Below are 16,648 nucleotides of genomic sequence, written 5' to 3' on the forward strand. Positions count from 1 at the left end.
TTGCATTATCAGTTTGAGGTGCCACGGCGGCGTATTGTTGCGATACAGGCACGTCAGCGGACTTCTATTTCTCTATCACTGCAAGTGATTAACCGGCGTTTGGAAGAACCTGTATTTGCGAAAGCTTATCGAAGATGGGCGGGGCGTGCGATGGATTTGTTCTTTAAAGAGATCAGAAAGGTGGGGGCGTGATGGCACAGTTTCAAAAGCTTGCTCTTGATGTGATTGTGGTACCGGAGCGTATACGCCCTGTGGATGATGAGCATGCCAAGGCGCTTGCACAATCAATGGCGCGGGAGGGATTGATGAATCCGATTACGGTGCGCCATACCCCCAATGCTAAGGAAGGCAATTATACGCTTATTGCTGGTGCGCATCGGCTGCGTGCTGCGGAGCTTTTGGGCTATAGTGACATTGATGCCGTTGTGGTGCAGGCTGATAAGGACAATGCCGCGCTTTTAGAAGTGGCTGAAAACCTCTTTCGCAATGAATTGTCTGTTATTGACCGTGCGCTTTTTGTCCAGACTTACCGCGAATTGTGGGAAAAGAAGTATGGGGAGATTAAGGTTGGTCGAAATAAAAAATCAAAGGTGCAAGTTGCACCTTTGATCGGTGGTGAGACAGATTTTGAGAAATTGGTGCAACTTGCACCTATTTCTCAAAGGGACAGCAATGCAACTTCAGATCACAATAAAATCGGGTGTGAAGGGGATAAAGTGGCAAAGGTGCAAGTTGCACCTTTGCCAAATGATGGTGACTTAAATGGCAAAAGGACAGTTTTATCTTTTGCCAAACATGTGGCGGACCGCATTGGTTTTTCTCAAGATGTTGTAAAACGTCTTAACTGTATTGCCCAACATCTACAGCCAGAATTACGCTCTGTTTTGCGGGGGACAGCATTGGCGGATAATCAAGCGCAATTGTTGAAGTTGGCGAAGATGGAGCCGGTTGCGCAACGGCGGGTGGCGATTGCGCTCCAACAGGTTGATGGGGATTTGAGGCGGGCTGTTGATTTGGTCAATGGGGTTAATACGCCGCCGCAAATTAATGAACAGGAACGGATTTTTGCCCAATTATTGGGTGTTTGGCAGAGGGCCGATGCGCAGACAAAGGCGCGGTTTTGTGATTATCTTGCAAGAGAACGGGGGGAGGTGCTGTCATGAAGAGGCATGGTTGCGGGCAGCTTGATTTTTTCCAAAAGCCGGTTTTTCCCTGCCGCGAACCCGTTGCGCAGATTGATTTAGGGCGGTTTCGCTCACGCATTAAGCGTGCGATGGCGCGGGCTTTGAGAGAATGCCGGCATGAGCGCAGTGTGATTGCGGAGCGTATGGCGCATTATTTAGGGATTGGGTGTTTAAGTAAGGCGAGTTTGGATGCTTATGTTGCGGAAAGTAAGCAGGTGGATATTTCCCTGCCGCGGTTTAAGGCATTTGTGCGGGCGACAGAGGCATTTTGGCTCTGGGATGAGGTGGTGAGTGAAGATGGATTGTTGCTGTTGCAAGGGGATGAGGCACGTTTAGCAGAAATTGCGCGGCTTCAGCAGGAACAGCGGGAGATTGCAGCGCAATTGAAAGCCATGCGCGCAACGCCGGTGCAAATTAAAAGGGGGCAGCCATGAAGGAATGGTTTCGTATTGCCGAATTGGCTGAAGCAGCTTTGCCAGGGTTGCCGAAAAGTAAAGGTGGATTGCGTAAAATTTTAGCAACCACATGGCGTCATCAAAGTGAATTGACACGTAAAGTTAAAGGGGTTTCTCGACCTATTGTAGAAGTTCACATTTCTTTATTACCGGAAGTGGCGCGGGCGGCGTTGTTGGTGCGGTTTGGTGGGGCTGTTGATGTGAAACAAACGCAAGGGGAGCAAAAGGCAAGTATTTGGGTGCGTTATGAGGGGCTTTCAAAGGCGCATAAAAGGCGCTGTGAAGAGCGTTTGAAGGCACTTTGCTTTATGGATGATTTGCTCCATGCCGGTATGGGTGTGCATGATGCGGCAAGTTTGAGTGCGGTGCAATTTGGTGTGAGCCGGATGTCGCTTTTTAATTGGCGGCAGATGGTGGAGGGGTATGAGCGCCCTGATTGGTTGGCAGCTTTAGCGCCTTGTTATGGTGAGGAGAATGTTTCGCAATTTGCGCCGTGTCATGAGGGGGCGTGGGAGGTTTTTTGTTCGGATTATTTGCGTCCCTCTAAACCTGCTTTTTCAGCGTGTTATCGGCGCATGGTTTCGGTTGCGCAGGAGCGGGGTTTTGAGCCCATTCCTTCTGAGCGGGCTTTGCGGCGTCGTTTTAAGGCGCAAATTTCCAAAGCGGTTGTGGTTTTAGCACGTGAGGGAGAAGAAAAGGCAAAAAAGCTTTATCCAGCCCAACGGCGTGATCGCTCAAGCCTGCATGCATTGCAAGCAGTGAATATGGACGGGCATAAGCTGGATGTTTTTGTGAGTGTTCCTTGGACAGAAAAGCCTGTGCGGCTTTATTTGATTGCCATTCAAGATCTTTATTCGGGCAAGATTTTATCGTGGCGCTTATCGGATGCTGAGACTTGGGAAATCGTTCGTTTGGTGATTGGGGATATGGTGGAAGCTTATGGAATACCGGAGCGTATGACCTTGGATAATGGGCGTGCCTTTACCAGCAAGTGGATTTCTGGAGGTGTGCAAAATCGCTTTCGTTTTAAGATTAAGCCGGATGATCCGCAAGGGCTTTTGACGAGTTTGGGGGTGCAATTGCAATGGACCACCCCTTATAGCGGACAGTCTAAACCGATTGAGCGGGCATGGCGTGATCTGGCAGAAGCGATTTCCAAACATCCCTTTTGTGCAGGGGCTTATACGGGCAATAAACCGGATGCCAAGCCTGAAGATTATGGCAAGCGCGCGATAGGATTTGAAGCGTTTAAAGCCCATGTTGGTGCGCAAATTTGTGCACACAATGCGCAAGCGGGGCGTAAGGCGGTTAATTGTGCGGGGCGCAGTTTTGATGAGACCTTTACTGAGAGCTTGCAAGCAGAGGGGACGATTATTCGGCAAGCAACGGCGGCACAACGGGCTTTATGGCTTTTAACCTCTGAGGCATTGCGTGCGCAAAAGGGTACGGGGGAGATCCATTTTTATGGCAATCGTTATTGGGCGCGGGCGTTGAATGAGCATGCGGGGCAAAAAGTGATTGTACGCTTTGATCCGGATAATTTGCATCAGGATTTACGGGTTTATGATTTGAACAATCGGTTGCTTTGTTTGGCACCATGCCTTTGTGATGTAGGTTTTTATGACCAGCAGGCGGCGCGCTTGAATGGGCGTTTGCGTAAAGAATATGTGAAGGCTGTTAAAGCAGAAAAACAGTTGGCAGCAAAGCTTGCACCTGATCACTTGGCCGATGTTTATGGGCGCCTTGAGAAAAAGGATGAAGCGTTCAAATCGAAGCTTCCGATAAAGCCAAAGGTGAGCCGCTTGATGCCAAACAATGTGGGGAATTTAGCTTTGAAAGCAGACGATGATGAGGCTTTGGGGGAGGAAGAATTCAGTCAACACTTGCATAAAGCTTTGAGAAAGCTTTCGGCGTCTGATAAGGGGCGTGAGGTGATCAAGTTTCCCAAGCAATAGAATAAGGAAATAGGAAAAGAGAGGGGGGATTATAAGAATTCTCAAAAGGAAGCTGGTTTTGTATCGCGTATCAGCTTGAAGCGTTAACAAAGAAAGGGGGGAGGAATCTTAATCCTTTAAAAGTCTAATCAATACATGAAGTTTCTAGGTGTCTTTGCCTGATCAGGTGAGATGCGTGGAGTTAGCAAGTTCCCTGATGTGTGAGAAAGAACCAAGGGGAATTTGTCAGGGAGCCGTTTTAGTATCGCGTACGGCTTTAAATGTTCATTCTAAAGACAAAAGAAAGGGGCGGGTGGGAGCCCTTCCCCTTTCGCAGTCTAAAATCAATACAGAGGGGAATATACATGAAAAACGCGATAAATGCAACGGTCGATAAAAATCCTTGGGCGCGACCTAAAATCCAGCCTAATGGAACAGCACAAAACCGCAACAGTGATGACATTGCTTTATGGAATGAGCTTGTGGATTCAGTGAGAGCTTTGGGGCAAATGAATGATTGGTCGAAAGCAGAGGTGGCACGGCGCATAGGGATGCCGGATGGGACGTTTTCGCAATGGTATGCGGGCAGTTATGCGGGACAGTTGGGGAAGCAAAATGCGAAGGTTCAACAATGGGTTGAGACTTTAAAGGAAACAGCGGGGTTTTTGGAGCGCATTCCTGAAAAGCCGGCTTTTCAGAGGAATCGAATTGCCAGTGAGATCATTGATACTTTAACACTGGCACAAAGTACGGGGGATATGGTGATGATTACGCTTGATGCGGGCAGTGGCAAGACCGAAACTTGCCGCCATTATCGCTCTACCCGCCCGCATGTTTATCTGGTGACAGCCAGCCCGCATACGCGCAGTGTTCACGGTATTTTGAATGATATGGCAGCAGAATTGGAAGTGGTGGAATATAATCCCACCCGCTTAACGCGTGCCATTGGAAAAAAGTTAGAGCGCGTGGGCAGTGGCACGTTGTTGATCGTTGATGAAGCGCAAAATCTGACGGATGAAGCGATTAATCAGTTGCGCCACTTTGTTGATATCAATGGTACGGGGTTGGCTTTGGTTGGCAATGATGAAATCTCTGGACGGTTGGTTCATCGTCAAAATGGTCCCTCTTATGCGCAAATTAAAAGCCGATTGGCGATGCATTTGAAACGGCGCAAGCCCTATAGTGAGGATATTGCAGCGCGCATTCATGATTGGGGGATTGAGGATGTTGGTGCGATAAAGTTTTTGACAGGGATTGGCTTAAAGGCTGGAGCTTTGCGGCAAATTGACAAAACCATGATGTTGGCACGCATGGCAGCGCTTGGAGATGGGTGTGAGGTGACTTTGAAACATGTCAAAGCGGCATGGAAAAACCGTGACGTGGAGGAATTGGCATGATCTCTTTATGCGACAAAGAATTATCCGATACGCTTGTTGGTCTTTATGACGATTATCAATGCGGTTTTGATATTGGAGAAAAGCTTAAATTGTGTGTTGATTTGGCGTTATTGCTTGAATTGGAGTTGAGTGTTCACCGTTTGGGGGAAGCGGATGCGGTTTTGGAAGCTGAAGTTGCAGAAGTTTTGGCTGAGTGTGAAGGCTCTGATGCGGATGAGAGCAATCGTGTGATTTATATGGATTTTGGAGGCGGAAAATGATGGAACGGAACCCTTATATGGTGAGAGAGTGCTTGATTGCTTTGCGCTCTGCCTTTTTACAGTATGAGGTGAATGGCATTTTTATGCATGGACAAGATGTTCGAGAATTGAATGAGTATTTGCGTCGTTTGGCAGGCTATAACCACGTTTTAGGTCATGAGCTTATGCGGTGTCGTTGGCAAATAAAAGCGGGATGTGCGCCTTCTTCAGGGGATGTTGTGCCATTTCGTCGGTTTCAAAAAACACAGGAGGAAGTTGGTGATGAATCCACAAATTGAACTTGAAGGTACGCGTTATATGAAGGATGCGAAAGGGGCTTTGGTGCCGGTAAGTTTGATCCGCCCTGCGGATTTGTTAGAGGATGAAACGGTGCGCAAAATTATGGGTTTTGCGAAAGAGTTATCGGCAAGGATTGCACGTTTTAACAACCATACGATTGCGGATTTGAGTGATTTTGATAGCTTGCTTGCGCAAGAATATGGTGTGGAGCGGCGTGGCAAAAAGGGCAATTGTACTTACACAAGCTTTGATGGTTTGCAACGTATTAAGGTGCAAGTTCAGGAAAGTGTTGATTTTGGACCGCAATTGCAAATTGCCAAAAGCCTTCTTGATGAGTGTTTGAATGAATGGTCTGCGGATGCACGCCCTGAAATCCGTGCGATTATTACGCGTGCTTTTAATACGGATAAAGAAGGCAAGGTGAATCGGGGCGAGATCTTTATGCTGTTGCGTTTGGATATTGATGATCCACGCTGGAAAGAGGCGATGCGTGCCATTCGTGAAGCGATCCGTGTGACGACATCTAAGGAATATGTGCGTTTTTATGAGCGCGATACATTAGAAAGCGCTTGGCGTGCTGTGACCATTGATCTGGCGAAGACATGAGGGGGGAGAGATGTCTTTAGCTGTCCTTCATATGGGAAAACGCGCGTTAGGTCTTGATGATGAGACCTATCGCGCACTGCTCTATCGCTTGACAGGCAAGCAATCGGCGAAAGATTTGAATTTTTCAGAAAAGCACTTGGTTATCGCTGAAATGAAAGCGTTTGGTTTTAAGCTGAATGGGAAGCGTTTAGAGGGTAAATATGCTAAGAAGCTCCAGGCGCTTTGGATTGCTGGGTGGAATCTTGGCATTATTCGTGATCGTTCAGATAAAGCGTTGCTTGCCTTTGTGAAAAGACAGACAGGGATTGATCATATTCGCTTTTTACGCGATAGCGATGATGCATGCAGAGCTATTGAGGCATTGAAAGGTTGGTTGCAGCGTGAGGGTGGGGTTGACTGGAGAGGAAAAAACCGCGAAGATTCATGGAGGAAGAAACCAAGCATTTCCATTTTGTGTGCCCAATGGAAGTGTTTGAATCCCGATGCTGTGTTTGATGTGGAATCTTTTCATCAAAGTGTTATGGCGTTAAGTGGTAAAGCTTTTGGTGAGATGAGTGGGGGCGACTTTAGAGAAGTGATGAATGTTTGGGGGCGGAAAATCCGTAAAGGTGTTAAAAGCGAGGGGTAAGCATGTATGCAAGAGGAAATCTATAGCGATTTTCCTGCCTTATTGCGTGAAATAGCTGATGTTGCGGGCAGTGAAGCAGCATGGAATATGATGCGGGCTTTTGGTGGACGAGAAGTTTATATACCCGGGCGTCTTGAGAGTGCGGATTGGTTGATTGAAATTGTTGGGTTTGAAGAGGCGCAGCAACTCATCAACCATTTTTGTTTTAATGGTTCGGGTGTGCGCCTTCTTATCCCCCTTGGCAGAGATGCTGAACGGCGGCAAAAAATGGTGCAAGCGTTGCAAAAAGGCTGGTCGGTTGATGCTGCAGCTGCTGTTTCTGGTATGCATGTGCGCACAGCCTATCGCTTGAAGAAGAAAATTTCTTCAAAAGAACCACAAGGTTTATTATTTCCAGAGTTTTATGAGTATTGAGAGTTTTGACTGACAGTGTCAGGCTTATATTGGGGGTTTGAAATCCGATAAACTGCGCATGGATTTTTATGCATTGAGTGGTTTGTTATGGTTTCAATAGATGCTTCTTTTCTTCATCGCCTTGCGCCTAAATTGGCGCATCATGCGCGCCAAGATTTTATTATTGTTGAAATGGCACGCGTGTTGCCTAAAGCTTTATCTTATGGGGCACTCACAACACCGTTGCGTATTGCCCATTTTTTAAGCCAATGTGCCCATGAGAGTGATGGCTTTTTTACCGTTTGTGAATATGCCTCAGGGCGCGCTTATGAGGGGCGGCGTGATTTAGGCAATGTCAACCCTGGGGATGGGGTGCACTTTAAGGGGCGTGGTTTGATCCAGTTGACGGGGCGCAATAATTATCGTCGTTTTACGAAGTTTTGGCGCTTAGTCGATGAACAAGCGGTTGATTGTGAGGCATTTCCGCAAGAGCTGGAAAAGTTTCCAGCAGCGCTTTGGTCTGCTGTTTGGTTTTGGCAAATGAAAGGCTTGAATAGGCTGGCTGATCAAGATGATTATTTAGGGATTACCAAGGCGATTAATGGGGGAAGAAATGGACTTGTGCAACGTTTGATTTATTTAAACCGCGCCAAAAAGCTTTTGGGACTTGGAGGCGAGGTAAAGGCATGAAGCCCTCTTATCGTGGTTCTAGGCTCTATTTATGGTGGTCCTTTTGGTTTGCTTGGGGGGTTATTTTTTTGCTCGTTTCTGGTGGTTTGTGGGGGGCTCCGCATATTGTTGATATGGCGAGCATTTCTATTCCTTCGATGGTGGCGATTATTGTTGGCAATCTGGGGGTGCATCGTGGCTTTGGCTCGTTGGATTTTTCTAATAGGAAACATTCCCATAAGCGGCATAGCAGCTCCTATGATGGGGTGGAGATAACGAGGTGGGGAGATAAAAGCAATGTTTAGCCCTGTTTCAAAACTGTCTTTTGGTTTGTTGTTTTTGGTCAGTGTGATGTTGGCGGCTTTTGGCTTTATGAAAGCGCAAATTTTAAAAGCGGAAAAGGCGCGTGATTTGTATTGGCAGTTGGAGATTGCCAAGGCTTCAGCACGTGCACTGCTTGTACAAGAGCGACAAAGACAAGCAGCGTTGGAAGCTGAGCATCGAGCGCAAGGGGTGATTTCGGCTTTGGAACAAAAGCTTACAAAAATGGAGGAAGTCAATGCAGTATTGCCAACTACTGGCGGTGGCATTGGGCTTGAGCGTGTGCGCTTGCTCAACACACAAGCCGGTGGGTAGCCTTTCTTATCATTTTTTATCGGTTGAGTTGCCGCCTGTTGTTCGCATGGCGTGTGCCCGCCCAGCTTTATTGCCAGAGCGTGCTTTGAATGCGCGTGAAGTGGTGCACTATTGGGGGCGTGATCGTGCTGCTTTATTGATTTGTGAACAGCGCAGAAAAGCTGCGGAGCGGGCGATTTTAGGCAAAAGAGAGGGGACTTTTAAGTGAATTTGGATATCAGTGTTGCCAATGGCTGGTTGTCTTTATTGTTATCGGTTATTGCAATTTGTGGGGTTTTGAGAGCCTATTTTTCTTCAGGTGCGCGGGAAATGCTGAAAGATATCACGGCGCTTAAAGAGCGTGTGCAAAAGTTAGAAACAGAGATGGACTTTTTGCCTGATCGTGATGCGCTGCAAAGATTGGAAGTGAATATGGAGAAATTGAATGGTCGTCTCAACACGCTTTCTGCACAATTACAACCGGTGGCAGCCATTGGTGAGCGCTTGCAAGAGTTTTTGTTGGAGAATGCCAAGAAATGAAAGCAGATATGGATAAAATCATCCGTGAAGAAGCGCGGTTGATTATTTTAAAAGGGCTTGCTTGTGAGCGCAGCGAAACTTTATCGAGTGCGATGATTGAGCGGCTTTTATACAGTTATGGCATCAGGCGCGATCGCGATTTTGTGCATAATGAATTGGCATGGATGGAAGATCAAGGTGCTGTTACGTTAAAATGTGTGGGTTCGGTTTTTCTTGCGGCATTAACAGAACGGGGAGCGCGTCATTTAGACCGAAGCTTTTCCATTGAGGGGATTAAGCGGCCTAAACGTTCATCAATAAAAGACGAGGTGAAGGATGCGCAAGGTCGGGCGTGGACGTTTAACGGCGATTGATTTATTGCCGCAAGCTTGTGATCAAATTATTGCTGCTGCTGCTGAGGCTTTAAATGGGCGTGAGAAGACGCAAAAAGCCATTTATGATGAATTTAAAGCAGCTTTGAAGGCTTTAAAAAAAGAAATGGGTTTAAGCTTTTCTATTCCCTCTTTTTCCAGTTTTAATCGTTATTCTTTGCGGCTAGCCGTGATGTCACGGCGCCTAGAACAGACAAGAGAAATTGCAGCAAGCCTCTCGCAGCGCTTTGATGCTAAAGCTTCTGATAATATCACTCTTTTGACGGCGGCAGCGATTAAGGAGTTGATTTTTTCAACGTTGAGCAGTGGGAAAAACCTTTCGCCAAAGGCAGCACAAGAATTAGCCAATGCGCTTAAAGGGGTTTTGGCGGCTGAACATTTATCGACCACCAGACGGCAAAAGTTGGAAAAAGATTTTACCAGCAAAGCAAGCAAAGCGGTTGACGCTGCAGCAGCAGCGGCGGGGCTCTCAGAAGAAACAGCGCGGGCTATACGTGCGCAGGTGTTGGGGGTTAAAAATGGCTGAACAGCCCTTTTCAAAAAGTCATGTCTTTGATCATCAGAGTGGTTTTGATATTTGGCAGAGAAGTACTTTTCCCAAAGAGAGTGATCCCTTAGCGGAAGGTGTTTTGATGGCGCATCAACGGGCATGGATTGAAGATAAGTCCCCATTAAAATTGGTTGAAAAGGGGCGGCGGACCGGCATTACTTTTGCAGAAGCTTTGGATGATACACTGATTGCAGCGGCGGCACGTGAAGCGAGGGGCGATAATGTTTTTTATATTGGTGACACCAAAGACAAGGGGCGGGAATTTATTGGCTATGTGAGCAATTTTGCTTCGGCAATTACGAGCCATAGTGGGGATGTTGAGGAATTTTTATTCTCTGATCAAAGGGCGGATGGTTCAACAAAATATATCTCTGCTTATCGGGTGCGTTTTGCTTCGGGGTTTCGGGTTGAGGCGCTTTCGAGCCGCCCTGAAAATATCCGTGGGTTACAAGGTATTGTGGTGATTGACGAGGCGGCGTTTCATCAAGATGTGCGCGCTGTTTTGGATGCTGTCAATGCTTTGCTCATTTGGGGAGGCAAGATCCGTGTGATCTCCACCCATAATGGTGTGCTCAATCCTTTCAATGAACTGATCCGTGAGGCGCGAGCGGGAAAAGTGCCTTTTTCGGTGCATTGTTACCCCTTTGGTGTTGCTGTTAAAAATGGCTTGTTTAAACGGGTTTGTGCGATGAAGGGGGAGGTGTGGAGTTTAGCATCTGAGCAACAATGGGAAGAGCAAATTCGTGCCTCTTATGGGGTGCGTTTGGCTGCGATGCGCCAAGAATTAGATGCCATACCAGCCGATCAAGAAGGGGCGGCTTTAACACGTTTACAGATTGAAAATTGTTGTGCGCCTGACATTGCAGTGTTGCGTTTTGCTTGTGTGGATGATTTTAAAAATCAATCGGAACATCAACGAAGTCAAGCTGCTTTTGCTTGGTGTGAGAAACATATAAAACCTCTTCATATTGGGCTTGACCGGCGGCGCCAACATGTTTTTGGTGTTGATTTTGCCAGATCGGGCGATGCGACATCGATTGTGGTGATGGAGGTGGGACAAGATTTGGTGCGCCGTGTACGGTTTATGGTGGAATTGCGCAATACGCCGTTTGATCAACAAAGAGAGATTTTATTTTATGGGGTGAATGGTTTGCCGCGTTTGATGGGCGGCGCGTTAGATGCGCGGGGCAATGGGGCTTATTTAGCCGAAAAAGCGGCGCAGCGTTATGGGGCTTGTGTGAAGGAAGTGCCCTTGTCACAAAGTTGGTATGGCAAGGAAATGCCGGCTTATTTAGAAGCTTTTGGGGATGGGACGATTGTTTTGCCGCGCGATAGTGACATTGTTGCCGATCATCAAGCGCTTGCTTATGTCAATGGCATTGTGAAAATTCCAGACAATCATCGTTTTAAAGGCAGTGATGGTTTTATGCGCCATGGTGATAGCGCGATTGCTTGCGCTTTGGCTTATTTTGCCAGCCGCCAAACTCCTGAAATTTATGATTATACACCTGTGAGAGAGGCTTATCGTTTTGATGAAAGCTCGCTCTTTTCAACGCCTTTTTTTTCAACAATGCGATCAAAGATTTATTGATGGGATGATGAGATGGTAAAACTTTTAGATCAGTGGGGCAGGGCGCTTAATATCAAAGGACTGGAGAGGGAAGTCGCAAGCCCTACCATTAATGGTATTCGTGATGTGTGGTCACAAACCATTGTCAGTGGTCTGACCCCTGCGCAACTTGCTGATATTTTGCAACAGGCAGCACAGGGGCATCCAGAGCAGTTTTTTCAACTTGCCGATGATATGGAAGAGCGTGATTTGCATTATCGTGCTGTGCTTGGCATGCGTAAAAATGCTCTCACAGGGGTGGAGCCTGGAGTGATTGCCGCAAGCAACAGTGCACAGGACAAAAAGATAGCAGATGCGGTGCGGGAAGTGATTAGTGCGCCTACTTTTGTTGATGATTATGTCACGGATTTGTTAGATGCTTTGGGAAAAGGCTATGCGGTTGTTGAAACTTTGTGGGACAAGAGTGCCAAGGAATGGTGGCCGGTTGCTTGGAAATGGCGTGACCAGCGGTTTTTTCAATTGGATCGACGGGATGGCTTTCATTTGCGTTTAAAAGAAGAGGGGTCTTTTAATGGAAGTGAATTGCCTGCTTATAAATTTTCTATTCACAGACCCAAGTTGAAAAGCGGTTTGCCTATTCGTTCTGGGCTTGCGCGGCTTGCAGCTTGGGCTTTTTTGTTTAAATCTTATACCTTAAAAGATTGGATGGCATTTTTAGAAGTTTACGGTATGCCTTTGCGTGTGGGTAAATATGGGGCAAGCTCTTCTCATGAGGAACGGCGGGTTCTCATTCAAGCGGTGCGTGATTTATCCAGTGATGCGGCAGCGATTATTCCCAAAGAAATGGAGATTGAATTTATTGAAGCGGCAGGGGGCAGTGGCAATGCGGTGTTTGCTTCTAAGGCGGAATATTTAGATCGACAAATTTCTAAAGGTGTGTTGGGACAAACGATGACGACGGATGATGGTTCGTCCTTTTCGCAAGCGCGCATTCATGAAAATGTGCGCCATGATATTGCCAGAGCTGATGCACGCCAATTAGCTTTAACGGCTAATCGTGATTTGATTGTGCCCTTTGTTGAGATTAATTTTGGGCGCCAAGAGCGCGCTCCCCTTGTCTATTGGCCGATTTCGGAAAATGAAGATATTAAAGCCATCAGTGACGCTTTGGAAAAACTTGTGCCCTTGGGTTTGCGTGTTGGGGCGCAAGAAGTGCGCAATAAGATTGGTTTTTCGCAACCAAAAAAGGAAGAGGATGTTTTAAAGGCTCCTGATAATGCGCTTGATGATGAGAGGGGAGAAAAGGCTCATGTTTGTGCTGATTGTGGAGGTGTTTTTGATGTTTCTGTGACAAGAGAGGACAAGGGAGCAAAAGAGCAGGGTGGAAAACATCACGACGAATTGGACCGGCTTTCACAAGAAGCTTTAAGCGACTGGGAAGAGGACTTAGAACCCCTTTTAGAGCCTTTTAAAAAGCTTGTGAGAGAAGCAAAAAGTTATGAGGATATCCTTAAAGGCTTAGATGAATTATTGGGTGAGATGGATCATCACGCATTAGCAGCGCGCTTGGCAAAAGTACAAATGATTGCACGTGGGCTTGGGTATCATGGATGAGGAACTTTTTAAAACCGCCCCCAAAGAGGTCACTCGTTATTTTGAAGCCAAGGCACTTGTTCCAAGCTTTGATTGGCGTGATATAGCACCAGAAGAACATGCCTTTTCCTTTACGGTGGCAAAATCGCTAGGCTATGATATTTTGGAGGATTTTAAGCGAGCGGTTGGAGAAGCCATAAAGCATCAAGTTCCTTTTCAAGATTTTCAAAAAAATTTGATGCCGATTTTACAGGAAAAGGGTTGGTGGGGTAAAAAGACCAGCATTGACCCCAAAACTGGTGAAAAGAGCGTGGTACAATTGGGCAGCCCACGGCGTTTAGAAACGGTCTATTGGGCCAATACCATGAGTGCGCATGCGGCAGGTGAGTGGGAGCGCACACAAAATAATAAAGAATTTTTGCCCTATCTCACCTATGCTTTGTCAAGTTCAGAACATAAGCGTTTAGAACATGAAAGTTGGGTGGGGTTTACCGCACCCGTTGATGATCCGGTTTGGGATTGGCTTTATCCGCCCAATGGCTGGCGGTGTAAATGCAGTGTGCGACAGGTAAGCCGTTATGAAGCAGAAGATTTAGGCTATGAAGAGGGGGCAGAGCCACTTCATGTTGAAAAGCAGGTTTGGCACAATAAGCGGACGGGGAAAGTTGAGAAGATACCAAAGGGCATTGATCCTGGTTGGCATTTGAACCCTGGGAAACATCGGGCGCAAAATTTAAGCCGTTTTTTGAGTGATAAAATTTCTGTGATGGGGGACAATGACAAACGCATTGCCATTGAAGATATTGTGGGTTCGCCGCTTTTGGAAGCGATGTTTGAAGGACGTATGCCTCGCGGGTTTATACCCATTGCACCTATACCACAAAAGGTGCGTGATGTTTTTGCAGCGGAAAATTCTCTTATTCGCTTATCCGCAGACAGTGTGAAACATATTTTGTTAGAGCATCAAGCGCGTGATCTTCGCTTGGAGGATTTTCGTGGCGCCATTCAAACCTTCATAAAGCCCTATGGTGTTATTAGACGAAAAGATGCACAGAGTGTTGTGTTTTTGGGTGAAAATGGTGGGGCATGGTGGCGCTTTGCAGTCAAATGGGTGGCAAGCAAACAAGAGTGGTGGCTTATCTCGATGCATAAAAAGAGCTTTCGCGAAATTCAACGTTTGTTAAACGCCGCTGAAAAGAAGGATGAACGGTTGTTGTAAAGAGAACACCGAAAAAGATCTGCTGGCTTTTGTGAAAAGAGAAGGCGTGGAGGGCGGTCAACTCCTCACAGATCCGGCAAAGCCGCCCTGGCATAACTGGCTCACGCCTCGCAGGTAATCTAACAGTTTCAACGTTCAAAAGCAATCTTTAAAAAAACGGCTTGAGAGAGGCTTTTTTTGTATAAGACGATAATTGTACCTCTCACTTCACAACGGCGCTCTATCGTCTTTGAAGTGCCTTTGAAAACGATTTTATGGGATGGTTTGGCACGGGGGGTTCTCTCACAAGGAGAAGAATAGGGAAAAGAGTGCTTTTTTGAGAAATGCTCTTTTGACTGACAGTGTCAGACTTATAGTGGGAGTAAGTTTCATGCATTGTATTGCCAATGACAATTGTAAAGCAATAGGCAATGTATGGAACAGGAATTTCACGAAGATCAAAAAGATGGGGATGCAGAAACATTTCATGCTGCGTTAATAGATCTTTGCCAAGACGCTACCGTTAGCCAAGCGCCTGAGTGGGTAGAGCTTTTGCCCAAAGCGCCCCATGTGAAGGCACGTGATGGACGACAATGGCATTATAACCCGCAAACTATTTTAAAAGCCTTTGCAGCCAATAAAGGACCGCTTGTGATTGATTATGAGCATGGGCAACATCACCGTGCGAGAAATGGTTTAGAAGCACCTGCCAGTGGCTGGATTGAAGAATTAGTAGAGCGGGATGGTGCGATTTGGGGGCGTGTTAAATGGACCGATATGGCCGCTAAAAAGATTGTTGCCCGAGAATATCGCTATCTTTCGCCGGAGTTTCGCCATTCCAAGAAAGGTGAAATTTTAAATTTAGCCGGTGCTGGTTTGGTGAACCGTCCAGCCCTTGTCATGACGGCTTTAAGCCGTGAACAGCCCTCCCCTATAACTTTGACGGAGAAAATGATGGATTTGACAGCCATTGCCAGTGCACTATCGCTGGCAGAAGATGCTAAAGCGGATGAGGTTTTAGCAACGCTTAAAGCGCGCGAAAAGGAACGCGTGGAATTAAATGCCCAATTAACAAAAGCGCGAGAAGATTTAGCGCTTTTGCAAGAAGAGCAAAAAAACAGTGCCATTGAGAGTCTTTTAGATAAGACCATTGAAGAGGGCAAGATTTTGCCGGCTGCTCGCGAGGAATATCGTGCGCTTTGTGCCCTTGAAGGGGGGATGGAACATTTTAAAAGTTTGGTCGAGAAGTTGCCGGCGCTTGCCTCAACAAGCCCTCTAGAAGTGTGTGCCTTAGCACAAGAACCAAAGCTTGCTCCAGAAGAGGTTGCCCTTGCGGCACGCCATTATCAGGAAGAGCAGAAGCAAAAAGGCTTCGACATCACCATTAGCCAAGCGGTTGAGTATATTAGCGAGCAAAAGGAGCGCCAATCATGAGTACGATGATTTTAATTAAATCTTTTCGCGCTGGAGATGTGATCTCACCTTATTGCATTGTTGCAGCGCGCGGTGAGGGAATGGTGGCAATGGCTTCTGGTAAGGGTGATAAATTATTAGGGACTGCTGGGTCATTGAGTGCCAAGGCTGGTGAGATGATTGATGTTGGTCAATGTGGTTGGGGCGAAGTGGTTTGTGGAGGCAATGTTTCCTTTGGTGATTTTTTGACCTCTGACCCAAAGGGGCACGCCATAAGGGCAGAAGCAGCAGATCGCACCATTGGTATTGCCATGAGTGATGGTTCTGCTGGTGATGTTATTTCTTTTAAAATTAATTAATCGAGGCATAAAATGAACAGACCTTTTCCCATTGATCCAACACTCACCGCTATTGCTATTGGTTATCGCAATCCAGCAGGTTCTCTTATTGGCGATAGAGTTTTGCCACGCGTTTGTGTTTTAAGTGAGGTGTTTAAATATAGTGAATTTCCTTTAGCAGAAAATTTTACCGTGCCTGAACTTGAGGTTGGGCGAAAAGGGCGCCCGAATGTGGTGGAATTTTCTGCCTTTGAACGGGAAGCCAGTGTCAAAGATTACGGACTTGATGATCTTATCCCCAATTCAGATATTGAAGCAGCGGCACGGGCACGGGCGGAGCGACGCTCTCGTTATAACCCCGAAAAGACAGCTGTAGAGGGACTTGCCAATTTGCTAGAATTGGGGCGTGAAGTGCGTGTTGCAGCTCTTGTGCAAAGAAGTGAAAATTACGCACCAGAGCGGGTGATTACGCTTAAGGGTGAAAATAAATTTAGCGATTATGAGAAATCTGACCCTTATGCCACTTTAGATGAGGCGATGGATAAAAGTCTCGTCTATACGCCCAACACCATTGTGATGGGCAAAGTTGTTTGGTCAAAACTCAAACGTCATCCCAAAATCATTAAAGCCGTTAAAGGGGGTGGCACTGCTGATG

The 16,648-nt window shown here is 46.7% G+C and carries 23 protein-coding genes and 2 pseudogenes; all 25 read left to right on the forward strand.

Annotation, left to right across the window (positions count from 1 at the left end; translation table 11 throughout):
- A pseudogene (locus ACFINH_RS08105) lies at positions 1 to 192 on the forward strand (hypothetical protein); the annotation flags it as partial.
- Complete coding sequence (locus ACFINH_RS08110; protein ID WP_375632610.1) at positions 192 to 1,163, forward strand: ParB/RepB/Spo0J family partition protein; 972 nt, start codon at positions 192 to 194, stop codon at positions 1,161 to 1,163. The pseudogene ACFINH_RS08105 and the gene ACFINH_RS08110, both read left to right, overlap by 1 nt.
- Entirely contained in the window at positions 1,160 to 1,618 is a 459-nt protein-coding gene (locus ACFINH_RS08115) for a hypothetical protein (protein WP_208435989.1), read from the forward strand. The genes ACFINH_RS08110 and ACFINH_RS08115 overlap by 4 nt, the downstream gene beginning before the upstream one ends.
- A complete protein-coding gene (locus ACFINH_RS08120; RefSeq protein WP_375632611.1) occupies positions 1,615 to 3,594 on the forward strand; it encodes a transposase domain-containing protein in 1,980 nt (659 codons plus the stop codon). Before ACFINH_RS08115 ends, ACFINH_RS08120 begins: the two co-directional genes overlap by 4 nt.
- A 196-nt stretch (positions 3,595 to 3,790) precedes the next feature.
- Positions 3,791 to 3,970: a hypothetical protein gene (locus ACFINH_RS08125; RefSeq protein WP_375632612.1), complete on the forward strand. Its 180-nt coding sequence runs from the start codon at positions 3,791 to 3,793 to the stop codon at positions 3,968 to 3,970.
- Complete coding sequence (locus ACFINH_RS08130; RefSeq protein WP_375632613.1) at positions 3,939 to 4,970, forward strand: AAA family ATPase; 1,032 nt, start codon at positions 3,939 to 3,941, stop codon at positions 4,968 to 4,970. Before ACFINH_RS08125 ends, ACFINH_RS08130 begins: the two co-directional genes overlap by 32 nt.
- Positions 4,967 to 5,230 carry a hypothetical protein gene (locus ACFINH_RS08135; RefSeq protein WP_375632614.1) on the forward strand — a complete coding sequence of 88 codons (264 nt, stop codon included), beginning with the start codon at positions 4,967 to 4,969 and terminating at the stop codon, positions 5,228 to 5,230. The genes ACFINH_RS08130 and ACFINH_RS08135 overlap by 4 nt, the downstream gene beginning before the upstream one ends.
- Complete coding sequence (locus tag ACFINH_RS08140; RefSeq protein WP_375632620.1) at positions 5,230 to 5,508, forward strand: hypothetical protein; 279 nt, start codon at positions 5,230 to 5,232, stop codon at positions 5,506 to 5,508. Before ACFINH_RS08135 ends, ACFINH_RS08140 begins: the two co-directional genes overlap by 1 nt.
- Complete coding sequence (locus ACFINH_RS08145; protein ID WP_375613741.1) at positions 5,492 to 6,115, forward strand: DUF3164 family protein; 624 nt, start codon at positions 5,492 to 5,494, stop codon at positions 6,113 to 6,115. Before ACFINH_RS08140 ends, ACFINH_RS08145 begins: the two co-directional genes overlap by 17 nt.
- A 10-nt stretch (positions 6,116 to 6,125) precedes the next feature.
- A complete protein-coding gene (locus ACFINH_RS08150) occupies positions 6,126 to 6,743 on the forward strand; it encodes a regulatory protein GemA (protein ID WP_375632615.1) in 618 nt (205 codons plus the stop codon).
- A gap of 6 nt (positions 6,744 to 6,749) precedes the next feature.
- A complete protein-coding gene (locus ACFINH_RS08155; protein WP_375613743.1) occupies positions 6,750 to 7,157 on the forward strand; it encodes a helix-turn-helix domain-containing protein in 408 nt (135 codons plus the stop codon).
- Positions 7,158 to 7,244: 87 nt separating this feature from the next.
- Positions 7,245 to 7,826 carry a glycoside hydrolase family 19 protein gene (locus tag ACFINH_RS08160; protein WP_375613744.1) on the forward strand — a complete coding sequence of 194 codons (582 nt, stop codon included), beginning with the start codon at positions 7,245 to 7,247 and terminating at the stop codon, positions 7,824 to 7,826.
- Positions 7,823 to 8,110: a hypothetical protein gene (locus ACFINH_RS08165; protein WP_375612317.1), complete on the forward strand. Its 288-nt coding sequence runs from the start codon at positions 7,823 to 7,825 to the stop codon at positions 8,108 to 8,110. The genes ACFINH_RS08160 and ACFINH_RS08165 overlap by 4 nt, the downstream gene beginning before the upstream one ends.
- Positions 8,103 to 8,441: a hypothetical protein gene (locus tag ACFINH_RS08170; protein ID WP_375621660.1), complete on the forward strand. Its 339-nt coding sequence runs from the start codon at positions 8,103 to 8,105 to the stop codon at positions 8,439 to 8,441. The genes ACFINH_RS08165 and ACFINH_RS08170 overlap by 8 nt, the downstream gene beginning before the upstream one ends.
- Entirely contained in the window at positions 8,434 to 8,649 is a 216-nt protein-coding gene (locus tag ACFINH_RS08175; protein ID WP_375613747.1) for a hypothetical protein, read from the forward strand. Before ACFINH_RS08170 ends, ACFINH_RS08175 begins: the two co-directional genes overlap by 8 nt.
- The gene (locus ACFINH_RS08180; RefSeq protein ID WP_375607966.1) at positions 8,646 to 8,960 is read left to right on the forward strand and encodes a DUF2730 family protein; all 315 of its coding nucleotides are present in this window, start codon (positions 8,646 to 8,648) and stop codon (positions 8,958 to 8,960) included. The genes ACFINH_RS08175 and ACFINH_RS08180 overlap by 4 nt, the downstream gene beginning before the upstream one ends.
- Entirely contained in the window at positions 8,957 to 9,313 is a 357-nt protein-coding gene (locus ACFINH_RS08185) for a hypothetical protein (RefSeq protein ID WP_375612320.1), read from the forward strand. The genes ACFINH_RS08180 and ACFINH_RS08185 overlap by 4 nt, the downstream gene beginning before the upstream one ends.
- On the forward strand, positions 9,276 to 9,857 hold the full coding sequence (locus ACFINH_RS08190) for a phage protein Gp27 family protein (RefSeq protein ID WP_375621659.1): 582 nt from the start codon (positions 9,276 to 9,278) through the stop codon (positions 9,855 to 9,857). Before ACFINH_RS08185 ends, ACFINH_RS08190 begins: the two co-directional genes overlap by 38 nt.
- Complete coding sequence (locus ACFINH_RS08195) at positions 9,850 to 11,472, forward strand: hypothetical protein (RefSeq protein WP_375613749.1); 1,623 nt, start codon at positions 9,850 to 9,852, stop codon at positions 11,470 to 11,472. The genes ACFINH_RS08190 and ACFINH_RS08195 overlap by 8 nt, the downstream gene beginning before the upstream one ends.
- Before the next feature lie 12 nt (positions 11,473 to 11,484).
- Complete coding sequence (locus ACFINH_RS08200) at positions 11,485 to 13,065, forward strand: DUF935 domain-containing protein (RefSeq protein ID WP_375632616.1); 1,581 nt, start codon at positions 11,485 to 11,487, stop codon at positions 13,063 to 13,065.
- Complete coding sequence (locus ACFINH_RS08205) at positions 13,058 to 14,263, forward strand: phage minor head protein (protein WP_375632617.1); 1,206 nt, start codon at positions 13,058 to 13,060, stop codon at positions 14,261 to 14,263. Before ACFINH_RS08200 ends, ACFINH_RS08205 begins: the two co-directional genes overlap by 8 nt.
- A 177-nt stretch (positions 14,264 to 14,440) precedes the next feature.
- The gene (locus ACFINH_RS08210; protein ID WP_375630267.1) at positions 14,441 to 14,563 is read left to right on the forward strand and encodes a hypothetical protein; all 123 of its coding nucleotides are present in this window, start codon (positions 14,441 to 14,443) and stop codon (positions 14,561 to 14,563) included.
- Between the two features lie 114 nt (positions 14,564 to 14,677).
- Positions 14,678 to 15,676 carry a phage protease gene (locus ACFINH_RS08215; protein WP_375632618.1) on the forward strand — a complete coding sequence of 333 codons (999 nt, stop codon included), beginning with the start codon at positions 14,678 to 14,680 and terminating at the stop codon, positions 15,674 to 15,676.
- A complete protein-coding gene (locus tag ACFINH_RS08220; RefSeq protein ID WP_375632619.1) occupies positions 15,673 to 16,014 on the forward strand; it encodes a hypothetical protein in 342 nt (113 codons plus the stop codon). Before ACFINH_RS08215 ends, ACFINH_RS08220 begins: the two co-directional genes overlap by 4 nt.
- A gap of 12 nt (positions 16,015 to 16,026) precedes the next feature.
- Positions 16,027 to 16,648: pseudogene (locus ACFINH_RS08225) on the forward strand (capsid protein); the annotation flags it as partial.

The organism is Bartonella sp. AA74HLJMH (genome assembly GCF_042197045.1).
Classification (GTDB): domain Bacteria; phylum Pseudomonadota; class Alphaproteobacteria; order Rhizobiales; family Rhizobiaceae; genus Bartonella.

Bases quoted from the DNA above. Each gene is read 5' to 3' on its own strand.
- ACFINH_RS08110 (WP_375632610.1), top strand. From the start codon at position 192: ATGGCACAGTTTCAAAAGCTTGCTCTTGATGTGATTGTGGTACCGGAG.
- ACFINH_RS08115 (WP_208435989.1), top strand. From the start codon at position 1,160: ATGAAGAGGCATGGTTGCGGGCAGCTTGATTTTTTCCAAAAGCCGGTT.
- ACFINH_RS08120 (WP_375632611.1), top strand. From the start codon at position 1,615: ATGAAGGAATGGTTTCGTATTGCCGAATTGGCTGAAGCAGCTTTGCCA.
- ACFINH_RS08125 (WP_375632612.1), top strand. From the start codon at position 3,791: ATGTGTGAGAAAGAACCAAGGGGAATTTGTCAGGGAGCCGTTTTAGTA.
- ACFINH_RS08130 (WP_375632613.1), top strand. From the start codon at position 3,939: ATGAAAAACGCGATAAATGCAACGGTCGATAAAAATCCTTGGGCGCGA.
- ACFINH_RS08135 (WP_375632614.1), top strand. From the start codon at position 4,967: ATGATCTCTTTATGCGACAAAGAATTATCCGATACGCTTGTTGGTCTT.
- ACFINH_RS08140 (WP_375632620.1), top strand. From the start codon at position 5,230: ATGGAACGGAACCCTTATATGGTGAGAGAGTGCTTGATTGCTTTGCGC.
- ACFINH_RS08145 (WP_375613741.1), top strand. From the start codon at position 5,492: ATGAATCCACAAATTGAACTTGAAGGTACGCGTTATATGAAGGATGCG.
- ACFINH_RS08150 (WP_375632615.1), top strand. From the start codon at position 6,126: ATGTCTTTAGCTGTCCTTCATATGGGAAAACGCGCGTTAGGTCTTGAT.
- ACFINH_RS08155 (WP_375613743.1), top strand. From the start codon at position 6,750: ATGCAAGAGGAAATCTATAGCGATTTTCCTGCCTTATTGCGTGAAATA.
- ACFINH_RS08160 (WP_375613744.1), top strand. From the start codon at position 7,245: ATGGTTTCAATAGATGCTTCTTTTCTTCATCGCCTTGCGCCTAAATTG.
- ACFINH_RS08165 (WP_375612317.1), top strand. From the start codon at position 7,823: ATGAAGCCCTCTTATCGTGGTTCTAGGCTCTATTTATGGTGGTCCTTT.
- ACFINH_RS08170 (WP_375621660.1), top strand. From the start codon at position 8,103: ATGTTTAGCCCTGTTTCAAAACTGTCTTTTGGTTTGTTGTTTTTGGTC.
- ACFINH_RS08185 (WP_375612320.1), top strand. From the start codon at position 8,957: ATGAAAGCAGATATGGATAAAATCATCCGTGAAGAAGCGCGGTTGATT.
- ACFINH_RS08190 (WP_375621659.1), top strand. From the start codon at position 9,276: ATGCGCAAGGTCGGGCGTGGACGTTTAACGGCGATTGATTTATTGCCG.
- ACFINH_RS08195 (WP_375613749.1), top strand. From the start codon at position 9,850: ATGGCTGAACAGCCCTTTTCAAAAAGTCATGTCTTTGATCATCAGAGT.
- ACFINH_RS08200 (WP_375632616.1), top strand. From the start codon at position 11,485: ATGGTAAAACTTTTAGATCAGTGGGGCAGGGCGCTTAATATCAAAGGA.
- ACFINH_RS08205 (WP_375632617.1), top strand. From the start codon at position 13,058: ATGGATGAGGAACTTTTTAAAACCGCCCCCAAAGAGGTCACTCGTTAT.
- ACFINH_RS08215 (WP_375632618.1), top strand. From the start codon at position 14,678: ATGGAACAGGAATTTCACGAAGATCAAAAAGATGGGGATGCAGAAACA.
- ACFINH_RS08220 (WP_375632619.1), top strand. From the start codon at position 15,673: ATGAGTACGATGATTTTAATTAAATCTTTTCGCGCTGGAGATGTGATC.